This window comes from Enterococcus sp. DJ147D b, from assembly GCF_058216655.1.
Window position 1 is genome coordinate 1,258,014 of the sequence record NZ_CM177104.1, and the last position, 22,997, is coordinate 1,281,010.

Genomic DNA, 22,997 nt, shown 5'->3' on the forward strand with positions numbered 1-22,997 from the left:
TGATGATTCTAAAGGAGGAGTTTTTTTATGCATTCAGAAACAAAAGTGTGGATTGAAGGGACGATTATTGCAGCATTAGCGATGGTGCTTTCACTGATTCCACTCGATATTGGAAGCAGTTTTACCTTATCAATTGGACAAATTCCAATAACTATTTATGCTTTACGTAGAGGCTTTAAAGCAGGATTAGGTGCTGGGTTGATTTGGGGATTATTACACTTTTTAATGGGGAAAGTTCAATTTTTGAGTGTCCCACAAGTTTTAATTGAGTATCCAATCGCATTTACCTTTGCTGGGTTTGCTGGAGTGTTTGCCTTGTCCTTACATCGCGCAATGGTGAATGGGGAAACATCCAAAATTTATGGGATCCTAATTGTCTCATCGGTGGTTGGAACCTTCACTCGCTTTTTCTGGCATTTTGTTGCTGGTGGTATTTTTTGGGGGGATTATGCACCGGAAGGGATGAATCCTTGGATATTTTCATTTGTTATGAATGGCGCGAGTGGTTTAGCCACTGCAATTGTCGTCGCAATTGTGGTCGTTATCTGTTATCGAGTAGCACCAAAGCTATTTGATCCACAAAAATAAAACAAAAAACTCTTAAAAGACTTTTTGTTATCGAAGTCTTTTAAGAGTTTTTTGTTTATGCCAGCGATTTCTTTGCTAGCTGCGAAGGAGAAAGACCATAATATTTTTTGAAGAGTTTACTAAAATGATACGCATCTTGATAACCTACAGCTTGAGAAATTTCTCTGATTGTTAATTGTTCGTTTGCTAGTAGTTCCTTAGCATGTTTCAGTCGAACTTGGATAAGATAATTGATAGGGCTCATACCCGTAGACTCTTTAAAAACTTTTGATAAATATGTGGGGCTAACATACAACGTGTCAGCTAATTGCTCTAAAGTAATTTCTTGCGTGTGATGATTTTCCAAATAATAAATCGCATGGTTGACTAAATATTGTTTTCGTTTGGCATTTTTTGAAAGTGCCAAAGTGACCGTATTATCTTGCGTTTTTTCTAGACTTCTTAAAATGAGTACTAACATCTCAATGATTAACGCTTTGACCATTAATTGAAATTCTGGTTGTTCTTCACCATATTCTTTGACGAGGCGCCACGCTTTGTCGAGAAACTCCCATTGATATTCTCCAAGATTAAGAATTGCATTTTTTGTTGGTAAGTGATTTCTCTTTAGTCCGTCTAATGAAATATTCGTTAACCCAATATGAAGTTGATGAGAATAGGTTCCTTGTTTTTGTTCTTCCCCGTGATGGGTTCCAGGATTAAAGAGCATAATTTGACCAGCATTTAATTGAAATTCTTGTCCTTCGATTGTATAGTTCGCTTGCCCCTCTAACACGATACTGATTTCTAGAAAATCATGGGTATGGCTGTCACTTTTGTTTCCTTGTTCGTTCCAAGGATCAAAAGCATAAATAATTTCTGGGTTAAATATTTGGGCATTTGTATAACTCATGAATGAAAACCCTTTCTTTTAGATTTGATAATATTGTACATCAAAACAAGTAAGAATAACCATTTTCTTTCGAATTTATTAAGAATAAGCTAATACTTGATTGAGAAAAGGCTTTCGTATAGGAGGGAAAATAAAATGAGCAATTATCAATGGATTTGGCAGTATGTAAAGAAATATGCAAATAAAGGATTTCTGGCAATTATTTTTTTAATAATCAATGCGCTTTTAATTGTAGTCAACCCATTAGTGGCTGGTGAGATTGTAGATAAAGTAATTGAAAAAGGGGAAGCAAATTTATTAATTCCGTTATTAGCATTGATGATTGGTATCACGATTTTTCGAACAATCATTCGTTATACTTATCAGATTTTATTTGAACGAATTGGTCAGAACAGTTTGTTCGAGCTACGGCAAGAAATGTATCAAAAATTACAAGAACTTGATTTTGATTTCTTCAATCACACTCGAGTTGGCGACATCATGGCTAGAATGACAGGGGATACAGATGCTATTCGTCATTTTGTTTCGTGGGTAGTCTATAACATCATTGAATGTATTTTATGGTTCAGTATTGCTGTCATCGTAATGGCAACAATTAATTGGCAATTGATGCTGGCACTGGTTGCAGTCACCCCAATCATTTTCTTACTTACTCAAAAGATGTCGAAGCAAGCGCGACCAATCTTTTTTGAGATTCGAGAAAGTTTTTCTCGTCTGAACTCAATGGTTGAAGAGAATATTGGTGGCAATCGTGTCGTCAAAGCATTTGCTAGGGAAGATTTTGAAATTCAAAAATTTGTGGAGCACAACGAAGATTACAAAGCACAGAACATGAAATCAGCTGAAGTTTCTATGAAATATCTCCCTTGGTTAGATGGATTAGCTGGAAGCTTGAATGTGATTACGCTGATTTTAGGCGGGTTATTTGTTATACAAGGAAAGATGACTTTAGGTGACTTGATTGCTTTTAATGGTTTTTTATGGATGCTGAATCAACCGATGAGAATGAGCGGCTGGTTGATTAACGATGTTCAACGTTTTTCGGCAGCTTGTATCAAAATTCGGCAAATGTTAGGAACTAAACCACAAATTCCTGTATTGACTCACAATGAAGTAAAAAAAATCAAAGGTCATGTTGAATTTAGAGATGTTTCATTTCACTTTTCTGATGATCCTACTACGTTAGTTTTGAAACACATCTCATTCAAGATTAGCCCAGGGCAAACAATTGGCATCTTAGGAGAAACTGGTTCAGGAAAAACAACGCTAGTTAATTTAGTTGGTCGTTTCTATGATCCAACTTCAGGTGAAGTTTTGATTGATGGAAAAAATGCAAAAGAATATCCTGTTCGTCAGTTACGTGAAAATATCTCGATGGTTATGCAAGATGTCTTTTTATTTTCCAATACGATTGAAGACAATATTGCTTTTGGCAATCCATTAGCAAATGAAACATACGTCCAACAAATGGCACAGATTGCTGATGCACATGAATTTATCTCACGGATGCCGGAAGGGTATGAAACGATTGTGGGTGAACGTGGTGTTGGACTTTCTGGTGGACAAAAACAGCGAATATCGTTAGCAAGAGCTTTAACAAAAGATCCCTCTATTCTTATTTTAGATGATACGACTTCAGCAGTTGATATGGAAACCGAATTTAAAATTCAACGAGAGTTAACACAGTTAACAACTGAAAAGACAACATTTATTATTGCTCATCGTATTTCTTCCGTTCGTGAAGCTGATTTGATTCTGATGATGGAAAAAGGACAAGTGATTGAGCAAGGAACGCACAAAGAATTGCTGCAACAAAAAGGACGTTACTACGAAGTTTACCAAAAACAATTAGGCATCCAAGAGAAGGAGGGGAACTAATGGCACGCAATAAATTTGATGTAGATGAAACCTTGGAACAAGAATTCAACTGGTCACATTACCGTCGCTTGGCCATTTATGTGAAACCCTATAAAAAAGCAATTTTTAAGGCTTTGTTCGTTATCATCCTTGCCAATACTGCAGGGATGTTGGGACCTTACTTTACCAAAATTGCTATTGATGATGTGATCCCAAAAGAAAATACGACACTACTGATTCAGATAAGTGTGATTTTCTTGCTCTCTCTGTTTATCATTGGATGGTGTATGCGTTATCGAATTTATGCAATTACCGAGATTGGGCAAGATATTTTGAAAGATATGCGTTATTCAATCTTTGAACATTTACAACATTTACCATTTTCCTATTTCGACAACCGACCTCACGGGAAAATTTTGATTCGTGTCGTTAATTACATCAACACGTTGAGTGACCTGCTAAGTAATGGGTTGATTAATCTGATTTCAGACATTTTTAATGTATTGATCACACTGATATTCATGCTTTTTATTGATGTTAAATTAACGTTGTATAGTTTGATTTTACTACCAATTTTATTTGTGATTGTTATGGTCATCAAGACAAAACAACGTAAAGCATATCAAGTGTTGAGTAATAAGCAATCCAATTTAAATGCTTACATTCATGAAAGTATTTCTGGTATCAAAATCACACAATCTTTTGCTCGTGAACAGGAAAATTATGAAATTTTCAATGAGGTCAGTGACGAATATCGTTCTTCATGGATGAAAGCTGTCAAAGTCCAGTTCATGCTGTGGCCGGGAGTTCAAAACATCGCCGTAATGACAACTTGTTTGATTTATTTTGTAGGTATTCGCCAAATAGGGGTTAATGTTACAACAGGAACATTGATTGCTTTTATCGGTTACATCAATAATTTTTGGAACCCAGTAATCAATATTGGAAACTTTTATAATTCACTGATTACGGCAACAGCTTACTTGGAACGAATTTTTGAAACGATGGATGAAGTACCTGATATCCAAGATGAACCAAATGCACAGATTTTGCCACCGATTAAAGGGGACGTTCACTTCGATCATGTCACATTCCGTTATGAAGAGGGCAAGAATATCTTAAATGATGTCAGCTTCCATATTAATGCCGGTGAGAGCATTGCGTTGGTTGGCCCAACAGGGGCGGGGAAAACAACGATTATTAATCTTTTGAGTCGTTTTTATGATGTGAATGAAGGCAGTGTCAAAGTGGATGGTTACGACGTTCGGTCAGTCACACTGGCTTCATTACGAACACAAATGGGCGTTATGTTACAAGACACATTTGTTTTTTCTGGGACAATTATTGATAATATTCGTTATGGAAAGTTAGATGCGACGAAAGAAGAAATAATCGCAGCTGCTAAAATCGTTCGAGCGCATGACTTTATCAAAGAGCTAAAAGATGGATACGATACTGTCGTCGAAGAAAGAGGTAGCACACTTTCTGCGGGACAACGACAACTAATTTCTTTTGCCAGAGCATTGTTGGCGGATCCAAAAATTTTGATTTTGGACGAAGCGACTTCAAGTATCGACACCAAAACAGAAGAATTACTACAAGAAGGCTTGCAACAATTATTGAAAGGACGCACTTCCTTTATTATCGCTCATCGACTATCGACGATTAAAAATAGTTCTCAAATTTTTTATGTTGCAGGTGGAAAAATAGCCGAAGCAGGGACGCATGACGACTTGATGAAAAAACAAGGTCTTTATCACCATTTATATCAATCACAATATGATTTACTTCAAACAAATTGATGATAAAAAAACAGCAAGGAAGCTACGAGCTATCTCGTATACACCTTGCTGTTTTTTTATAAAATGAACGATAGCCCTCTCTGTTAAGAGAAGGCTATCTAACTAATCAATATTTATTATTCTAAAGTTGATGGTGACTATTACTAACAATTAATTTTTCTCATTTAAACGATGTATTCCCTAACCTCTAATACATCCTTGTAACTCCAAGGTTACGCCAGTGCTGATTAAATTTCATCAAACAAATTAATAATTCGCGATAAAAATATTTTTCGTGTTAAAAATAATAATAGCAGGTTGGGACTTTAAAAGCAAGAAATCCAGCTCTCAATTAAAGAAAACTAAATAAATAGACAAACCAAAAAAGCACCTACTGTATTTATCCAGTAGGTGCTTTTAATGACTAGAACTGCAATCATTCATATGAGGTATCTCTCCTATAGGGATTTTTTCAATTCTTGTACAGCTTGTTCAATCGTCACACCTGTAGCCACATGATTTGCGTTGTCTTTATCAAAAACGATAAACAAATTCAAATCAGTATTTAAAGTAACACGATATTGTAAGTTTTTGTTATAGAATGTCATAATTCATTCTCCTTTCTTAAATCTGAACGAAAGGCAACTAATACGTTGATAACGAAATTCCACAAGTAATATAACATAAAAAATAAAAAACTGCTAGTAAAGAATTTTTTAAGATCACTTGGCGAGTTTTCTTTTTTCAATTTTGCTTGCGTCAAGAAACCAATAATCATGATAATCGCCAATTAAAGCAGTGAAAGGAATAGGTGTTTTTTCTTGATCCAGTAATCTTTCTTCTAAATAATTTTTTAAGATCCACGGATCTTCGATTGCGACTGGTTGCAATCGCAAAATAGCGTCGATTTTTTTTGAAGTGGTTCTTAGCTCATCAGCAATTTCTTGCGTCGACAAACCTAGTAAAGCAAAGTTTTCTTGAAATTCATTAAGTGTATTTATTTGTTGTTGCTTGGTTAAAGACATCTGATCATCTCCTTGATAATAGTAAAAATGATAGTCCTAATGAACGGCAAACGCAAGTAAAACCTGTGATTAAATGTGATTCACTATTGGAAAGCTTTGCAATATGCAGTAAAGTAAAATTAGCGAGGAAATAAGTAAGAAAAGAATAAAAATTAAGAGGTGAACAATGAAATTAGTAGTGGAAAACATAACGAAAAATTTTGATGAAAAAGTAATTTTTGATGACGCTAGCTTTACCTTTGAAAAAGGGAAAATCTACGGTTTGCTTGGACGAAATGGTTCTGGGAAAACAACCTTGTTCAATTGTATTTCGAAAAATCTATTACTCGATAATGGTACGATTGGCCTTGAAAAAAATGGCATGCTCAACACGGATTATGATAACACAGAGATTGGTTTTGTTTATACAATGCCACATTTACCAGCATTTATGACAGCGTATGAGTTTGTAAAGTTTTTTATTGACATCAACCAAGATCGGATTCAAGAAATCAAAAGACCAGAAACTTATCTGGATTCCGTTGGGATCGAACGGCAAGACCAACACCGTTTGTTAAAAGATTTTTCTCACGGCATGCAAAATAAAGTACAGCTTTTGGTTTCACTTATGGTTCAGCCACCTGTCTTATTACTAGATGAACCATTAACCTCTTTTGATGTTGTTGCGGCCCACGAGATGAAAGAGTTGATTCTAAAGATGAAAGCAAACTCAGTTATTATTTTTTCCACTCATATTTTACAATTAGCACAAGACCTTTGTGACGAAATCGTGTTACTGCATCACAAAAAATTGATTGGTATCGAATCCGTTAAGATCCATGATCAAGATTTTGAAGAAGAAATCATTGACCTATTATCGGATAAAGAAGAACGGTCTACTTTTACAAAGGAAGAGGCATAGGCTATGAATCGGATATCTGATTATTTGCGTGACTACTGGCAATTAGAGCAAGTTTCAGTCACTAAAAAAGTCAATGGTTTTGTCTTTTATTTACGAAAGATACCTATTATCGGGAAATTCATACCGACTAGTTTCTATCAAAGCTATGAGTTGAAACAGATTTTAACTGTTATTGGTTTGATAATGGAAAATATTCGTAGTATTCTTGCAAAGTTTTTGTGGTTAGCATTTTATTATGGAGCGGCTATATTATTGAACGGAGAAAATTTGTCTTCTGGTAAAGCTTTTACTAACCAAACCGGCAAGCTTGGCTTATTTTTGTGGTTAATGATAGTGGTCGTTTTATTTAACTTTTATGATGGTTTCGTTATTTCAGGAGAAAAGCGGATTGTTGAATTTATTGAGCAGTTCCAGCGTCCTAAGCTGAGGATCATTCGTGGATATAAATTAACCGATAGTTTTATTCATGGATTAAGATATCTTCCTGCTGCCATTATTTATGGTTTTGTTATTGGAGAGCCAATTAAAGTAACATGTTTCATTTTGTTAACGTATATTGGTTCTCGCTGTTTTTATCTTTACCTAGGTAGAATGATTTTCACTTGGCACTTATCAAAACGTCAGCGGTTGATTTTGGGTAGTGTAGTGACTGTTGCTGTTATTAGTAGCGCAGTGATTTTTGTTTGGAAAGAATTAGCAGTGGTTCTGTTAACTGTTTTCCTTTCTTGGATTGGAATTACGATAGCCATCATTTTTCTTATCTGCAGTTGCTATGCTTTATTGCACTTTAAAAAGGAAATGGACTACGTCTTTTATTGGAGTGAGATGACTACTTTGTCAAATGTTGCTAGTCAAGAACTCGCTTCTGGTAAAAGTTATCTTAGTGACGGATTAGCAATGCAGAAAAAATTAGTGATGAACCAAGAGGAACGATTTGCTCATTTAGATGGTAACCAATATCTGAACGCATTATTATTTAGTCGATATCGTAAAATACTGAACAATGCTTTTCGATTACGTGTGTATACGATAGCAGCTTCATTAATTGTCGTCGTTATTCTTAGCTTCTTTGATGTTAGGAAAGTTTTGACTGAAGAAGATATGACAAGAACGTTAAGTCTGCTGTTTTTTATCATGTATGTCATGAGTTTTGGAAAGAAAGTCGTCCAAATGGTCTTTGTTAACTGTGACGTAGCAATGCTTTATTATCCATTTTATCGTGAAGCAGGAACAATCATTCGTGGATTTAATTACCGTTTCAAACAGACTTTTTTCTACAATGGCTTATTATCAGTCGGAATTTTCAGTGTGTATCTTCTGTTATCTGTACTTAACGGATTCTTTTTATCTTGGACTTTTTTTGGTGTTTTAGCTTTGCTGTTACTTGCATTATCTGCATTATTTTCATTCCATGAGTTATTTGTCTATTATCTGATTCAACCATTCACTAGTGAGATGGAAGTGGTCAGTCCACTATATAAAATTATTGCCATAATATTTTACTGGATAGCTTATGGGAATCTACAATTAAAAGTATCAGGATTCTTTTATGCGATTATCGTGTCGATAGCTTGCTTACTATATGTTGGAATTGGCTTCTTAGTCATTTATAAAAAAGCACCTAAAACGTTCAGAATTAAAGATTAATTCCAAATAAATATAAATTTATGAGCAAAGAGGTTGCTTTTGGTTAGTGCGCATGGTATAGTAAACAAGTAATTTATTTTGAAACGTAATTTGAGCTGTATGGCACATTATACAAAACTCCTTTTGCTTATCAACAATTAATTGCAACAAAAAACGTACTTGATACGTAATTAGGAGGAACTATAATATGAATAACGGTACAGTAAAATGGTTTAACGCAGACAAAGGTTTTGGATTTATCACTGGTGAAGATGGAAATGACTTATTTGCACATTTCTCAGCTATCCAAGGCGAAGGTTTCAAAACTTTAGAAGAAGGTCAATCTGTGACTTTTGATATCGAAGAAGGTCAACGTGGACCTCAAGCAACTAACATTGTAAAAGCTTAATTATTACATTGACTGTTAACCGTCTCATTTGAGACGGTTTTTTTGTCTTCGCTTTGACTGGATGGTTTTCTCAATCTACTAAAAAGTAAGTCATTGCAACGTATTATTTATGGTAACATTTCTTTTATTGAACAAACGATAATTTTCATCATTAATTGCGCTTTTTTTATAATAACCTATGTTTTTTTGTTATAATAGATGTGGCTCAAAATAGTTAGCTACAATTGAAAGCACTTTGAATAAAACGGTTGTAGTTCGGGAAATAGGGGGAGAACATTTTGGGAATACCTAGTTTCATCATTTTGGCTATGATCGTTGGACAGTTAGCAAGTATGTTATTTGTCTTAGGCTATTTAAATGATGAATTAACAAATAAAAAATATCTATTGTTTTGTGTTGGAATCATGATAATCTATGTGCTCACATATATGAAATTAGATGTGGTTTCAACTGGAATGTTATGGTTGTATATGTGCGGTATTTTATTATACTTTCAACGAGGCTACTATTGGTCTTTTTTCTCATCATCCTTGTCAATTTTACTGTATATTTTTGCTGACAATTTATTTGCCACTGGTTTATACCTCGCAGGCCTTGATTATGATAATCAGGTAAATCAAATTCTTCGTTTATTAATTAACACACTTATCTACTTTTTGTTAGCTTGGATATTCAAAAAAATTATTATCAAAAAATATTTGAGTAATGATCTTATCTTGAAAGTTAGTACAACCATCGTAACATTGACGTTTATGATGTACTTTTCTCTAATCGTAATTGATCGCTACCCCTCATTAAATGAGTACTTTGGACATGCAAATGCATTTTTTATTGTTTTGTACGGGATATTATCTGCATTGATTTGTTTTTCAATCATTTTCATCAAGCAGGCTGAATATGAGGCACGAGAGCAAAGAAACCGAATGAATTATTTGATTGACTATAGTGAACAAATCGAAAAAAATTATTCAGAACTTAGAAAGTTTAAACATGATTATAAAAATATCCTGATTTCCTTAGAAGATTATATCGAAAATGATGATGTAGCTGGTTTAAAAAACTATTTCTATTCTAGTATCAAAGGAACTGGGACGATCTTTGATCAAGAAATCTTGAAAATGGCATCTGTTAGTCATTTAGAAATTCGCGAAATCAAAAGTATTATTATCAGCAAATTGTATAGTGCATATGAACAAGGAATTCACGTCAATATCCATGTGCCAAAAACAATTGATAAGGTTTCAGTTCCATCGCTGATTTTAGTTCGAATGCTGGGGATTATTTTAGATAATGCGATTGAAGAATCACAAAATGTTGACGACCCCGAAATTGAATTAACAGCAACCATTCATAATCAGGCTTGTTTGTTTATCATTAGCAATCACTGTCGAAAGGAAATCCCTAAACTACATGTCTTGAAACAAGCGAACTTTTCTACCAAAGCAGAAAATCGCGGAATTGGTTTAACAAATTTAGATGAGCTGGTTCAATCTCAACCAAATGTGTATTTAGAAACAAAAATTGAAAATAATCAATTTATTCAAATCATTACGATCTTTGACAAATTGAAATAGATGATTCAAAAGTGCGCACTTTTTCTTAAATAAGGAGCACTTTTGATTGTTTAAGGTCTATATCACTTTTCTTATTATAATTTCTATAGAGTAGTAGCATATTATGCTATTATTTGATTATTGAATTAGGGGTGGAGAAGACATGAAAAAATTTTCAAATGTTAAGATTCAAATGTTAAGTATGGTATCTGCTGTTGCATTGGTTGCCTATGAGCTAGTTTCTACAAGTAGTATTTGTTTGTTAGCTACATACGAACCAAAAATGCCTGAAGCGTTGAAAAATGAATTAGAAAAATAATTATCATTAAGAGCTTTTCCTATTGAAGTGAAGAGCTTGTGTTTGTAATTGTTTTATCGACATAGCATTGTCAGTCGACAGTGTTATGTCTTTTTTTATGAGCTTTTGATTGGTGTTTGTTAAGCATTTTTTGTGATGGGTTGCCTTTTTCAAAATAGTGTTTACTATAAATGTAGAACAGTTGAACTATTTGAGAATCATTTCACAAAATAAATAAAAACTATGATACAATAATTTACCCAGGGCTATAATAATTGGGGACGTTTCGCTTAATAATAAAGCGGTAAAAATGAGAGATAAAGTGGGGCGATAGCTGTGTTGAAAATCTTTGTTTGTGATGATGAAACAGTTCATAGAAATCGAATTACCAAAATTGTAAAAAACTATCTAATGATGATGGATTATGATATAGAATTTGCCATGGAGACTCCTGATCCTAACGATGTTTTGAATTTTATTCGTAAAGAACGAACAGAAGGACTCTATTTTTTAGACATCGATCTTAATGCCGAAATGAATGGGATCATGTTAGGTGCAAAAATCCGTGAATATGATCCAACTGCTAAAATTGTTTTTATAACTTCTTACAGTGATATGGCTTATTTAACTTTTGTTTACAAAGTAGAAGCTATGGATTACTTAGTAAAAGACGATTTTGAAGAACTCCAGAAAAAAGTGATTAGTTGCATAGATACTGCGATGCAACGTTATATGAATACAGAACTACCTAGTCGCGAACAGATTCGGATCAAAAGTGGTGTGCTGGACATCAAATTATTCGTGGACGAGATCTTATTTTTTGAATCGAGCCAAACGCCGCATAAGCTGATTATTCATTTGGATAACAGAATGGTTGAATATACTGGAAAAATCAAAGACGTTGAAAAATTCAGTCAATCATTTTATCGCTGTCACCAATCTTATGTAGTAAATGTAAACAATATCAGTCGAATTGACAAAAAGGAACGCGTAATTACAATGGTCAATGATGAAGAATGTCTAGTGTCCACACGTCACTTAAAAAAATTAGTTGATCGTTTTAATCAAAAATAACTCTAGCACTTTTGTTGAAATAACTAGCACTTATGAGTTTGCTTTCTCTCACTTTCAACTCCTTATATAATCAAGGTCAGGGGAGATGAAAATATGACAAATGAATATGTTTCGCTAGAAGAGAAAATAGCAAAGAATTTAAGTCAAAAACTTGGCACAAGTTTAAAGCTATCTGAACTTGAAACTGCAAAAATCGAGTACGGTCTTTCGACATTACTTGTTGAATTAATTAAACTTGTCTTTATTTATGCTGTTGCGGCATTCTTACAAATTGTTCCAGCGGTTATTGTTACTCATGTTACGTTTTTTGCCATTCGCCGAAATTCTTATGGCTATCATGCAAGCAAAAGTTGGTTATGCACGATCCAAAGTATCTTTTTATTGGTGATTGTGCCATTCATTGCTATTTTTTTTGATATCACCGTTAGCAGACTTGTCTTTTTAAGCGCTGCGGCATTCTTGACAGTAATTATCGGAATCAAAGGACCAGCAATCAATCCTAAGCGTCTAAAAGCAGGGATTGAGAAAACACGAATGAAGGCGATCCTCGTAAGTATAGTAATTTTATTCATTGGCATAGCGATTCCTAGTGATTTTTATCGGACGGACATTCTATTAGGAATGATTAGTGCAACAATTCTTTTATTCATCAAAGTTAAAGAGTCGTAATTTAAAAAGTTACCTTTCAAATTGAGAGGTGGCTTTTTTTTAATTCTAGTTGTGTTTAACTCAAGACAAATAAATTGCAATTTCATTTCAATCCGGCTATTATTATCTCGAATTAGAGATATTTACTATTAAATAAAAGGAGGTGGGAAAATGTCACAAACAACTCAGGCATTAAATGCGTTTATTGGTTTATTACGTGTAAGTGGGAAACTAGAAGCTGTAGTGAAAAAGGATGTTAAAAATTATGGTTTGAATATTACCGAATTTTCCGTACTTGAGTTTCTTTACCATAAGGGAAAGCAAACACCACAAACAATCCAAGAGCGGATTTTGATTGCTAGTAGCAGTACAACCTATGTGATTGATAAATTGGTAGCAAAAGGTTTAGCCGAGCGTAAAACGAACCAAGCGGATCGCCGTGAAACATATGTTGCGATTACTGATTCTGGCTGTCAACTAATGGCTGAAATTTTCCCACAACATGCGGCAACAATTGGTCGATGTTTCGAAGATTTTGAATTAGACGAATTATTACAATTAGAAAAACTATTAAAAAAAGTAAAAGATAACTGACAATAAATAAAATTATGGAATGAGGAAATTTAAAATGAATATACAAGATAAACCTTTAGGAATTCATCACGTAACTGCAATGACAAGTGATATTAAGAAAAATTACCGTTTCTTTACTGATATTTTGGGGATGCGTCTGGTGAAAAAAACAGTAAACCAAGATGACATCCAAACCTACCACACGTATTATGCTGATGATTATGGTACACCTGGAACAACTATGACATTTTTTGACTTCCCTAATAATCCAAAAGGGAAGAAGGGAACGAATTCGATTTCAAGAATTGGTTTTCGTGTTCCCACTGATGCAGCATTAGAATATTATCTACAGCGTTTTGATGAATTTTCTGTAAAACATGAAGAAATTTCTGAACTTTTTGGTAAGAAGATTTTACGTTTTTGGGATGAAGATGAGCAAGCTTATCAATTAATTTCCGATGAAAAGAACAAAGGTGTTCGCCCCGGGACACCTTGGAAGAATGGACCAGTTCCAACTGAGTTTGCTATTTACGGTTTAGGTCCTGTCGAAATCACAATTTCTTACTTTGATGATTTTCGTGCACTTTTCGAAAATATTTTAACCTTTAAGGAAATCGCCGTTGACGGTAACCGTCATTTGTTAGAAATCGGCGAAGGAGGGAATGGGGCACAAGTTATTTTAGTAGAAGATACTACTAACCCTCAGGGACAACAAGGCTTTGGCGAAGTTCACCATGTCGCATTCCGTTTAGCTGATCGTAGTTCTTTGAAAGTTTGGCAAAAGATTTTTGACGACCTAGGGTTACCAAATTCTGGTTATGTTAACCGCTATTATTTTGAATCGCTATATGTTCGCTTGGGACACATTTTAGTTGAATTTGCAACGGATGAGCCAGGATTTATGGAAGATGAACCCTATGAAACTTTAGGCGAAAGCTTATCATTACCACCATTTTTAGAAAATCAACGTTCATCAATCGAAAGCGCGATTAAACCTTTTGATACAAAGCGTTAACAAAGGAGAATTCCATGCAGCCACTGAATAAAATTCATCATTTTTCTGCAACTGTTGCAGATTTAGATCAAACACTTCACTTTTATCGTGATATTCTGGACCTCCGATTAGTGAAACAAACTGTTAATTTTGATGATCCAGATAGTTACCATCTTTACTTTGGAAATCATGAAGCAGAGGTCGGTACAATTATCACTTTCTTTTCTTGGAAATATGAAACAATAGGCAGAGTAGGAAGTGGCCAAGTGGGAACGATGGCTTTTCAAATACCACTAGGAAGTATGCGTTATTGGCTTAGTCGTCTAGAAGACTTTTCAATTACTACGCAACAAACAGATTTATTTGGACAACCAACAATTGAATTCAATGACCCAGATGGTTTGACGATAGCTTTTGTTGAAAGTCAAATAACTTCGGAAACACCAGCGATTCTTAGCTTGTATGGTGGGGTACTACTTTCTGCAAATCCCCAAGCAACCGTTCAGTTATTGACTGAAGGATTGGGCATGACTTTAGTACGTAAATCAGCTTTTGGCTACCATCTTATTTTTGGTGAAGAGAATGAACAACAACTAATTGTTCCTAAAGAAACTTTGGCTCCTGGTAGATTTGGTCCAGGAACGGTTCACCATATCGCATTTTTAGTCGAAGATGATTCATTACCAGATTGGAAAACAAGATTGCAAGAAGCAAAATACGTTGTGACAAAAATCAAAGATCGAAAATATTTCCAATCAATCTATTTACAAGAACATGGAAATGTTTGGTTGGAACTAGCAACTGGGACACCAGGCTTTACAGTCGATGAACAGCTGGAAACACTTGGGGAAGAATTCATGTTGCCCGATAAATTTTTATCACAAAAATCAGAGATTTTAAAACGGCTACCCAAATTAAATGTGTTATAAAAGGAGAATGAAATGATCCAAAAGTCACCTTTAGAGTTAACTGAAAGAGAAAATTATAAATTACTGATTGGTTCAATCGTTCCTCGGCCAGTAGCTTTAGTAACTACGCGTTCTAAAAACGGAAGTGTAAATGTTGCACCGTTCAGCTATTTTTCTATCGTCAGCTCAAACCCGCCAATTGTTTCACTAGCGATTCAGCGAAAAACGAGCAAACTAAAAGATACAGCCGCCAATCTATTAACTACAAAAGAAGCTGTCATCCATATTTTAGATGAAGATAACGTTGTCGATGGAAATCAAACTGCGGCAACATTACCAAAAGAAGAAAGTGAATTATCACGAACAACTTTTTCGATAGATGATGCCCAAACAGTTGGAGCACCTGTTCTCAGAGAATCGAAAATTCGTTTTGAAACAGAGCTCTATCAACATATCGAAATCAAAGAAAAGGAGCAGATCACTGCAGACTTACTTTTATTAAAAATCAAGCACTATCAAGTGGATGAGTCAGTCTATGATGAGGGGCGTATCTTAATCGAAAAGTTAAAACCTGTTAGCCGTTTAGCCGGCAATAATTATGCTAAAATAGGAGAGATCTTTACCTTAGTTCGCCCTGATTGATTTCAAGTGGGAAGAGAGAAGAATTAATTATATAGATTAGAGGGGTTTATGATGTTAAAAATTACTTATAAAACTGCGGTCGATGCCAATAAAATGACGAAAGAATATGCTGATCCAGCAGCTTTCTTGCATGATCAATATCTAGAAGTACCACCTTTACAAGATTACTACCACGTGGTAGAAGCGATGTTGGATGGTCAAGTAATCGAGTTGAAAGATCAAACAATTGGTGGCTTATTTAATCAATTGAATCAAAAATAAAAGGTGAGGTTGGCGCTCTAAACGTTTCGCTTCAAACAATAAGAAATTTTTCAAAAACTAGCTTCCTAAGATTTTTATGAAAAGAGGGACTGTGACAAATGATTTGTCACAGTCCCTCTTTTTCTGTTCAGGTCGTTAAAGAAATAGAAACAAAAGTCATTGAAATAGCACAAAAAAACATGAAGGACTTACGGATATTTTTCTTTTTTTCTGTGCATTTTTATAACTCACTAAAGTCATGATTGATTGACTCTAAAAATTGAAATTCCTTATCTGAATAAGAAAAAACAAGAATACAACAATTTGAAAATTGAACCTTCTTTACTTCAGGAAAAGAAAGCCATTTTTGAAGAAACAGATACAAAGAGCCACCATGACTAACGGCTAACACTTCTTGATGGTCAGGTTTTTCCATGATTTCAGTCAGTGTATCGACCATCCTTTCTTGTAACTCTTGACTGCTTTCTCCACCAAAAGGGACAAAAAAGTCACCATATGAAGTTTCTCCTAGTTTATGAGGAGGGTTGAGCGACTCGCTTTCGCCTTCAAAGACACCAAAATTCCATTCTTTTAATCCTTTTACTCGCTGATAAGGAAGCGTGGTAACTTGTTCTACCGTATCAATGGCTCTTTCTGAAGTGGAAGTATAAGCATGATCTAAGGTGATTTGATTGTCAGAAAAATAATTACCAGCTATTTTTGCTTGAGCAATACCTTTCGCCGTTAGTGGTGAATCGCTCCAACCTTGGATTCTTTTTAGTTGGTTGAATAACGTTTCTCCGTGTCGCATTAGATATAATTTTTTTGTCATTTTTCATTCCTTCTTTACTTAAAATTTTGCTAATTGCAGCGTTTCCTTCTGTCTTTAATTAAATCATACAGGTTTGAGTGCACTCTAAGTCAACTGTTTATTCTAAAAATTCTGACCTTTATCCAATTTTCCGTTATAATAAATTTGATAGTCTGAAAAGTTCATGGATGAATGACTCTATTCAGCTGTCGACTTTTTACTTTTACTTGAATTTAGACTAAAAGGAGTTAAAAAATGAAAAAAATTGCTTATTTAAGCATTGCTATCGGCACACTTGGATTATTGGCAGGGTGCCAAAGTAATGAGAACCAGAATCAGCCCCAAAATCAATCGAACACACAGACAAGCAAAACACAAACAGTGAGAGATAGTAGTGCTTCCTCGAGCACAACAGGAAAATCGATTAAAGGTGATTTACGTGTTTCAGTTGAAGAGGCAATCAAAGCTTATCAAGATACTTATCCTGATAGTGACATTACCTCTCTTGAACTAGATACATCATTCGGTGCCTATTATTACAAGATTGAAGGAGTCAATGATACTACTGAGTTTGAAATCAAAGTGGATGGTGTCACGAAAAAGGTGGAGAAAGAACGAGAAGAACAACTTGATAGGGATGAGCAGAATGGCGTGAAACGAAGAGAAGATAAAATCGACATTCAAAACTTGTTAAGTATCGAAAAAGCTGCTGAGATTGCTGTCCAGCAAGTCGGTGGTGGAACAGCTACAGATTGGGATCTAGATAAAGATCTTGGAATTACTTTTTGGGAAGTTACTGTTGAAAACAATCAGCAAGAAACAACCGTCAAAATGAATGCTCAGACAGGTGAAATTTTAGAAACAGAAGTAGATGACTAAAATGTTTTTTCGAAAAAAAACGCTCTCAAAATAATTGAAATTCTTGTCCATAAGATATAGTATATACCGTGAAGTATATACTATATCTTTTTTTTGTAAAAATTCAGTCAAAATTAAAGGAGCTTAGACTATTTTTATGGTGGACAAAGAAACCAAAAACAAATTTACGCAAGTCGCTTCAAAAATCGAACAACGAATTGAAGAGGGGATCTATGTCAGTTCACAAAAATTACCTTCAGAATATGATTTAGCCAAAGAATTTCAATGCAGTCGTTTGACCATTCGAAAGGCAATTGATCTGTTAATTCAAAAAAACGTGTTAGTAAAACGACCAGGTAAAGGCAGTTATGTGATGTCTCAGCAAAAAATCCAAAGTGGCCGTGCAGGTCTCCAAGGATTTACTGAAGCAGCTAAATCATATGGAAAGACGAGCAAAACAGAAGTTATTTCTTTTCGAAAGTTACTCAAAGACAACGAAAAAATTCGTCACGCCCTACAGTTAACTCCTGACACAACCATTTACGAATTGATTCGAAGACGTTTACTTGACGGGGAACCGATGACTGTCGAAAAAATTTATTTAGCTGAAAGCTTCGTTGCAGATTTTACGATTGAAGACTTTAGTGGTTCGCTATTTGAGCTATTAGAAAAGCAAGTCGAAATCGCTTATTCTCATCAAGAAGTCGAAGCGATTTTAGTGGAAGAGGAAATGGCCGATTTACTAGATGTTTCTGTTGGTAATCCTTTATTAAGAGTCCAGTCTGTCACCTATGCAATTGATGCAGAACCTATTTTTTATGACATTTCATATTATCGAGCAGACCGTTATACATTTAAAAATACATTAACTCGTTATAGCCAATAGGAGGTCATTATGAATATTCACCAGCTAATTGAAGCAAACAAGGAACAGTTTTATCAAGATCTAAATGAAGTAATACAGATCAAAAGTGTGAAGGGCATACCCGAAAAAAATGCACCATTTGGTCGAGGGCCAAAAGAAGCGCTTGAAAAAGCCCTGTCTTTGTCTGAAAACTATGGTTTCAAAACAATGAACGTCAAAGACGCGGTTGGGTATGCACAATGGGGAACCGATTCTGAGTATATTGGAATTATCGGACATTTGGATGTTGTTCCAGAAGGTGCTGGTTGGTCATTTCCACCCTATCAGTTGACAAAAAAAGCTGGGCGTTTTTATGCACGTGGTATCTTAGATAACAAAGGTCCTATCATCGCATGTCTGTATGGTATGAAGTTATTAAAAGAGGCTGGATTTGTCCCTAAAAAAACGATTCGAATCCTTTTTGGAACAGATGAAGAAAGTGGTAGTTCTGATATTCCTATGTATTTGAGCCAAGAAAAGCCACCGATAGTTGGTTTCACGCCTGATTGCAAATATCCTGTTGTGTATGGAGAACGCGGAATCGTCAACTATCAAATTTTGACCACTTTTGATACGCAGGAATTAAATCAACTAGGAAATTTTGACGGTGACCAAGCAAAAGATCATGTACCTGACCAACTATCTATCACAATTAATCAAGAAAAAATAACGGTAAGCGGAAAACGTGCACCTTCTAATGCACCAGAGTTAGGTGAAAATGCCATTACTTTAATAGCCGAAAAAATCATAAAAGACCAATTAGTAACGGGAGAATTGCAGAATTATTTTTCTTGGATAGCAAATTCTCTTGCAAATCAACACAATGGGGAAGGATTAGCGTTAAATTTTGAAGACGAAGACAGTGGCAAACTGATTTTGACACCCTATGAATTGCTGAAAACAGAAACTGGGTTGATCTTATCAATTGCTATTCGTTATCCTGTTTCTATAACTGAAGAAGAAGTTACCGAAATGCTCCTTAGTCAGTTACCAAAAAATAGTACAATGAAAGTTGTGCGCCGAATCAAAAGTAGTTTGTTTCCTAAAAATGATCCGTTTGTCCAAAAGTTGACTGCGGTTTATGAAGATGTAACGAAAGAAGATGGAGCGCCTGTAACGACCACTGGTGCAACTTACGCCAGATTCATGCCGAATACCGTTGCATTCGGACCTTCATTTCCAGGACAAAAAGGGATTGCGCATAATCAAGATGAGTATATGGATGAAAGTGATTTATTGCTAAATCTGGAAATTTATATGCGGGCAATCATCGCTTTGACCGAATAAGAAGCCAAAAAGAATCTAGAACAAAAGTTTCCCAAATAGATAAACCGCCTAAAACTCGTTTCTAAAAAACGGTGATTTTAGGCGGTTTTAAAATTGAAAATAGACTAAGGTGACTGGATTTTTAGTTTTTCTCGTCTTTTTTTCAAATAAACAGTGTTTAAGCAGTAGTTCCTTTCAAGTAAGCCTAAATTTTATAAAAATTTGAGAATCTATTTTTAGAAACGTGTCCTTATTGCTTGAAGTTAAGCGCTTGGAGCTGCGACCTCTTTTCTTACAGAAATGAGAGCTTGATTGTTTTTTTATGAGAAAGTCAACTTTTTGATTCTTTCGGTATATACAAAATAGTATATACTAATTATAATGTTTTTATGAAAGCGCATTAGTTAAAACGAAATGGAAAGGGTGAATAGGATGCGAGGTGCGATTGCTACTTGGCGAATGGCACATGATGGTGTCGTTGAAGCACTACGAATTTTAGAAAAAAATGAACGAGCGGGCGATGCGGTAGAAGCACTGATTAAAACCGTGGAGGATTACCCGTATTATAAATCAGTAGGTTATGGTGGGTTACCAAATGCTCAAGGTATTTTAGAAATGGATGCCGCTTTTATGGACGGTGACTCTTTTAAAATCGGTGCTGTCGCTGGAATAACCGATGTTAAAAATCCAATTACGGTGGCTAGACGTTTAAGTGAGGAAAAATTCAACAGTTTTTTAGTTGGAAATGGTGCAACACAATACTCGATGTTACATGATTTTGAGCGAAAAAATATGTTAACACCTCGTGCGCATAAAATTTGGGAAAAGCGGTTAAAAGAAATCCAAGAAAAACAGCTAAATCCTTATGATGGTCATGATACGGTCGGAGCCATCACTTTAGACAACTACGGGTCGATGGCAGCAGGGACTTCCAGCTCGGGTTTATTCATGAAAAAGCCCGGACGTGTCGGAGATTCACCGCTTTCTGGTTCAGGCTTTTATGTAGACAGTACGATTGGTGGAGCAGCTGCAACTGGATTAGGCGAAGATTTGATGAAAGGTTGTTTGTCTTATGAAATTGTTCGATTGATGGGCAGTGGCGTTAGTCCTCAAGATGCCTGTGACCAGGCAGTCTATTCTTTTGAAACAAAACTCAAAGAACGCTATGGAAAAGCTGGTGCATTTTCACTCATTGCAATGAATACAGCAGGAGAGTGGGGGGTCGCCACCAATGTTGAATTTACCTTTAGTGTTGGTACACAAACACAAGCACCGCAAATTTTCCTTGCCAATCCAGGGAAAGATCAGACAACGCTGATTGAACCTATCACGAAGGAATGGCTGGAAGCCTATGAGAAAAGAATCAAAGCACCAATTGATTAAAAATAAAAAATAAGTTAAGGAGTGAATCAAATGAAGAAAAAAATTTATTTGTTTTGTGATGCTGGCATGTCCACAAGTATTATGGTCAATAAAATGATGGAAGTTGTCCAAGCACATCAGATGCCGTTAGAAATTACTGCATTTCCAGTTGCCAGAGCACAAGAAGTCGTTGATCAAGAAAAACCGATTGCGATTTTATTGGGGCCTCAAGTGCGCTTTTTGCTCGAAAAAGTTCGGACACAGTTTTCACCACAAAATATTCCAGTTGCTGCAATCTCTCCCGAAATCTATGGCATGATGGACGGCGAAGGTGCGTTGAAAGAAGCACTTAAATTGATCAAGAAAAATAAACAATAACGTGGAGGACAACTATGCAAAAATTTTTGAATTGGCTGGAAAAAGTATTAACTCCTTTAGCCAAAGTCATTGGTGAAAATAAATATTTAGTTGCTATTCGTGATGGATTCCTATTGTCAACGCCTTTATTGATCGTCGGCTCTGTCTTTCTTTTGATTGCTAATTTTCCTCTGCCCCAGTGGAACGAATGGATGTCTGCCTTGCTTGGTGACAACTGGGAGTCAATGATGTCCGTACCTGCCAGCGCGAGTTTCGATGTTATGACCATTTTAGCTGTAGTCGGAATTGCCTACAGTTTAGGGAAACAATTTCATGTTGACGCAATGCAGTCAGGGATTATCGCATTGGTTTCTTTCTTTATTTTAACGCCGTATCAGACATTGTTTACACCCGAAGGAAGCACCACTGTTTACGAAGTAACTAGCTTACCTCTTAAGTGGATGGGTTCTAGCGGTTTATTCCTTGGAATGATTGTTGCGTTGATCTCTACTCGTTTGTTTGTTGCAATGGTGCGCAAAGGTTGGACAATCAAGATGCCTGATGGGGTACCACCTACTGTGGTGAAATCATTTGAAGCACTTATTCCAAGTTTTGTCGTAGTGACGATGATGTTTTTGGTCAACTGGCTCGTTTCGTTGACTTCTTACGGCAATCTACAAGATGTTATCTTCACGTTTTTACAAACGCCATTATTAAGCTTAGGAAATACGTTAGGGGCTATGGTTATCGCATATCTGTTCTTGCATTTCTTTTGGTTTTTTGGAATCAATGGAAGCAGTGTCGTTGGGGCTGTATTCAACCCAGTCCTCCGAGCGTTATCCGTCGAAAATCTTCAAGCATTCAAAGATGGACATGAAATTCCGAATATCATTACTGGACAATTCCAAGATATGTTCGCGACTTTTGGTGGTGCAGGTTCAACTTTGTCATTAATTGTGGTAATGGTTCTTTTCTGTAAAAGTCAACGAATCAAAAAGTTATCGCAGTTATCTTTAATTCCTGGAATTTTTGGAATTAACGAGCCAGTTATTTTTGGATTACCGATCGTTTTGAATCCCATTTTATTAGTTCCTTTCGCTTTAGTTCCAACAATCAATATCATTATTGCCTACTTTTCAATGAATATCGGATTGGTTCCTTATACAAATGGTATTCAGTTGCCATGGACAACTCCACCAATCATTTCTGGATTTTTAGTTAGTGGATGGCAAGGTGCTGTGTTACAAGGAATTTTATTTGTTTTAGGAATGGCAATTTATTATCCGTTTATCAAAGTAATGGATGTCCAATATCTTCGAGAAGAGATGAAAACCAAAGAAGAAGAACTTGATGAAATCAACTTAGATGATTTTGATTTTGATGACATTTAACTTTTTAACTAAAAAGAACCAGCAAGGCAGTGATGATTT

The 22,997-nt window shown here is 35.4% G+C and carries 25 protein-coding genes; 21 read left to right on the forward strand and 4 right to left on the reverse strand.

Going from position 1 to position 22,997, the window contains the following annotated elements; translation table 11 throughout:
* Positions 1-27 precede the first annotated feature (27 nt).
* Entirely contained in the window at positions 28-588 is a 561-nt protein-coding gene (gene thiT / locus AC4BD1_RS06035; protein ID WP_206909617.1) for an energy-coupled thiamine transporter ThiT, read from the forward strand.
* Between the two features lie 55 nt (positions 589-643).
* On the opposite strand, the gene AC4BD1_RS06040 is transcribed toward thiT, so the two are convergent.
* Positions 644-1,480, reverse strand: coding sequence for an AraC family transcriptional regulator (locus AC4BD1_RS06040; RefSeq protein ID WP_206909618.1), 837 nt, complete (start codon positions 1,478-1,480; stop codon positions 644-646).
* A gap of 135 nt (positions 1,481-1,615) precedes the next feature.
* Between AC4BD1_RS06040 and AC4BD1_RS06045 the strand changes: the two genes are divergently transcribed.
* Both AC4BD1_RS06045 and AC4BD1_RS06050 read left to right on the forward strand, forming a co-directional pair.
* Positions 1,616-3,358, forward strand: a complete 1,743-nt coding sequence (locus tag AC4BD1_RS06045; RefSeq protein WP_206909621.1) for an ABC transporter ATP-binding protein — start codon at positions 1,616-1,618, stop codon at positions 3,356-3,358.
* Entirely contained in the window at positions 3,358-5,139 is a 1,782-nt protein-coding gene (locus AC4BD1_RS06050; RefSeq protein WP_490467251.1) for an ABC transporter ATP-binding protein, read from the forward strand. Before AC4BD1_RS06045 ends, AC4BD1_RS06050 begins: the two co-directional genes overlap by 1 nt.
* Positions 5,140-5,576: 437 nt before the next feature.
* Here the strand turns inward: AC4BD1_RS06050 and AC4BD1_RS06055 are convergent, their stop codons facing one another.
* Both AC4BD1_RS06055 and AC4BD1_RS06060 read right to left on the reverse strand, forming a co-directional pair.
* Positions 5,577-5,726 (reverse strand): hypothetical protein, encoded by a 150-nt coding sequence (locus AC4BD1_RS06055; RefSeq protein ID WP_169819312.1) that lies wholly within the window; start codon positions 5,724-5,726, stop codon positions 5,577-5,579.
* A 114-nt stretch (positions 5,727-5,840) separates the two neighbouring features.
* Positions 5,841-6,143: a DUF2316 family protein gene (locus AC4BD1_RS06060; RefSeq protein ID WP_490467252.1), complete on the reverse strand. Its 303-nt coding sequence runs from the start codon at positions 6,141-6,143 to the stop codon at positions 5,841-5,843.
* Between the two features lie 166 nt (positions 6,144-6,309).
* On the opposite strand from AC4BD1_RS06060, the gene AC4BD1_RS06065 reads away from it, so the two are divergent.
* From AC4BD1_RS06065 to AC4BD1_RS06120, 12 genes are all read left to right on the forward strand, one after another.
* Positions 6,310-7,044, forward strand: a complete 735-nt coding sequence (locus AC4BD1_RS06065; RefSeq protein WP_490467253.1) for an ABC transporter ATP-binding protein — start codon at positions 6,310-6,312, stop codon at positions 7,042-7,044.
* A gap of 3 nt (positions 7,045-7,047) precedes the next feature.
* Entirely contained in the window at positions 7,048-8,691 is a 1,644-nt protein-coding gene (locus tag AC4BD1_RS06070; protein ID WP_490485997.1) for a hypothetical protein, read from the forward strand.
* A 187-nt stretch (positions 8,692-8,878) separates the two neighbouring features.
* Positions 8,879-9,079 (forward strand): cold-shock protein, encoded by a 201-nt coding sequence (locus AC4BD1_RS06075; protein WP_067481945.1) that lies wholly within the window; start codon positions 8,879-8,881, stop codon positions 9,077-9,079.
* 278 nt (positions 9,080-9,357) lie between these two features.
* Positions 9,358-10,653 (forward strand): GHKL domain-containing protein, encoded by a 1,296-nt coding sequence (locus AC4BD1_RS06080; RefSeq protein ID WP_490485998.1) that lies wholly within the window; start codon positions 9,358-9,360, stop codon positions 10,651-10,653.
* 142 nt (positions 10,654-10,795) lie between these two features.
* Positions 10,796-10,951 carry an AgrD family cyclic lactone autoinducer peptide gene (locus AC4BD1_RS06085; protein WP_490485999.1) on the forward strand — a complete coding sequence of 52 codons (156 nt, stop codon included), beginning with the start codon at positions 10,796-10,798 and terminating at the stop codon, positions 10,949-10,951.
* 315 nt (positions 10,952-11,266) lie between these two features.
* Positions 11,267-12,004 carry a LytR/AlgR family response regulator transcription factor gene (locus AC4BD1_RS06090; RefSeq protein ID WP_067481947.1) on the forward strand — a complete coding sequence of 246 codons (738 nt, stop codon included), beginning with the start codon at positions 11,267-11,269 and terminating at the stop codon, positions 12,002-12,004.
* A 93-nt stretch (positions 12,005-12,097) separates the two neighbouring features.
* Positions 12,098-12,673 carry an accessory gene regulator B family protein gene (locus AC4BD1_RS06095; RefSeq protein WP_490467255.1) on the forward strand — a complete coding sequence of 192 codons (576 nt, stop codon included), beginning with the start codon at positions 12,098-12,100 and terminating at the stop codon, positions 12,671-12,673.
* Between the two features lie 150 nt (positions 12,674-12,823).
* The gene (locus AC4BD1_RS06100) at positions 12,824-13,246 is read left to right on the forward strand and encodes a MarR family winged helix-turn-helix transcriptional regulator (RefSeq protein ID WP_206909637.1); all 423 of its coding nucleotides are present in this window, start codon (positions 12,824-12,826) and stop codon (positions 13,244-13,246) included.
* 34 nt (positions 13,247-13,280) lie between these two features.
* Positions 13,281-14,240, forward strand: a complete 960-nt coding sequence (locus tag AC4BD1_RS06105; protein ID WP_490486000.1) for a ring-cleaving dioxygenase — start codon at positions 13,281-13,283, stop codon at positions 14,238-14,240.
* Between the two features lie 14 nt (positions 14,241-14,254).
* A complete protein-coding gene (locus tag AC4BD1_RS06110; protein WP_490486001.1) occupies positions 14,255-15,148 on the forward strand; it encodes a VOC family protein in 894 nt (297 codons plus the stop codon).
* Positions 15,149-15,160: 12 nt separating this feature from the next.
* A complete protein-coding gene (locus AC4BD1_RS06115; protein ID WP_490467258.1) occupies positions 15,161-15,769 on the forward strand; it encodes a flavin reductase family protein in 609 nt (202 codons plus the stop codon).
* Positions 15,770-15,820: 51 nt separating this feature from the next.
* Positions 15,821-16,030: a DUF4649 family protein gene (locus tag AC4BD1_RS06120; RefSeq protein WP_490467259.1), complete on the forward strand. Its 210-nt coding sequence runs from the start codon at positions 15,821-15,823 to the stop codon at positions 16,028-16,030.
* 220 nt (positions 16,031-16,250) lie between these two features.
* On the opposite strand, the gene AC4BD1_RS06125 is transcribed toward AC4BD1_RS06120, so the two are convergent.
* Positions 16,251-16,841, reverse strand: coding sequence for a histidine phosphatase family protein (locus AC4BD1_RS06125; RefSeq protein WP_206907861.1), 591 nt, complete (start codon positions 16,839-16,841; stop codon positions 16,251-16,253).
* 234 nt (positions 16,842-17,075) lie between these two features.
* Between AC4BD1_RS06125 and AC4BD1_RS06130 the strand changes: the two genes are divergently transcribed.
* The 6 genes from AC4BD1_RS06130 (at position 17,076) to celB (ending at position 22,958) form a co-directional block, all read left to right on the forward strand.
* The gene (locus AC4BD1_RS06130; RefSeq protein ID WP_206907863.1) at positions 17,076-17,699 is read left to right on the forward strand and encodes a PepSY domain-containing protein; all 624 of its coding nucleotides are present in this window, start codon (positions 17,076-17,078) and stop codon (positions 17,697-17,699) included.
* Positions 17,700-17,835: 136 nt separating this feature from the next.
* The gene (locus tag AC4BD1_RS06135; protein ID WP_490467260.1) at positions 17,836-18,564 is read left to right on the forward strand and encodes a GntR family transcriptional regulator, LSA1692 subfamily; all 729 of its coding nucleotides are present in this window, start codon (positions 17,836-17,838) and stop codon (positions 18,562-18,564) included.
* A 9-nt stretch (positions 18,565-18,573) separates the two neighbouring features.
* The gene (locus AC4BD1_RS06140; RefSeq protein WP_490486002.1) at positions 18,574-19,869 is read left to right on the forward strand and encodes a Sapep family Mn(2+)-dependent dipeptidase; all 1,296 of its coding nucleotides are present in this window, start codon (positions 18,574-18,576) and stop codon (positions 19,867-19,869) included.
* 411 nt (positions 19,870-20,280) lie between these two features.
* Entirely contained in the window at positions 20,281-21,231 is a 951-nt protein-coding gene (locus AC4BD1_RS06145) for a glycosylasparaginase (RefSeq protein ID WP_206907869.1), read from the forward strand.
* A gap of 30 nt (positions 21,232-21,261) precedes the next feature.
* Complete coding sequence (locus AC4BD1_RS06150; RefSeq protein ID WP_206907871.1) at positions 21,262-21,588, forward strand: PTS sugar transporter subunit IIB; 327 nt, start codon at positions 21,262-21,264, stop codon at positions 21,586-21,588.
* Positions 21,589-21,602: 14 nt separating this feature from the next.
* Positions 21,603-22,958, forward strand: coding sequence for a PTS cellobiose transporter subunit IIC (gene celB, locus AC4BD1_RS06155; RefSeq protein ID WP_490486003.1), 1,356 nt, complete (start codon positions 21,603-21,605; stop codon positions 22,956-22,958).
* Positions 22,959-22,997 lie beyond the last annotated feature (39 nt).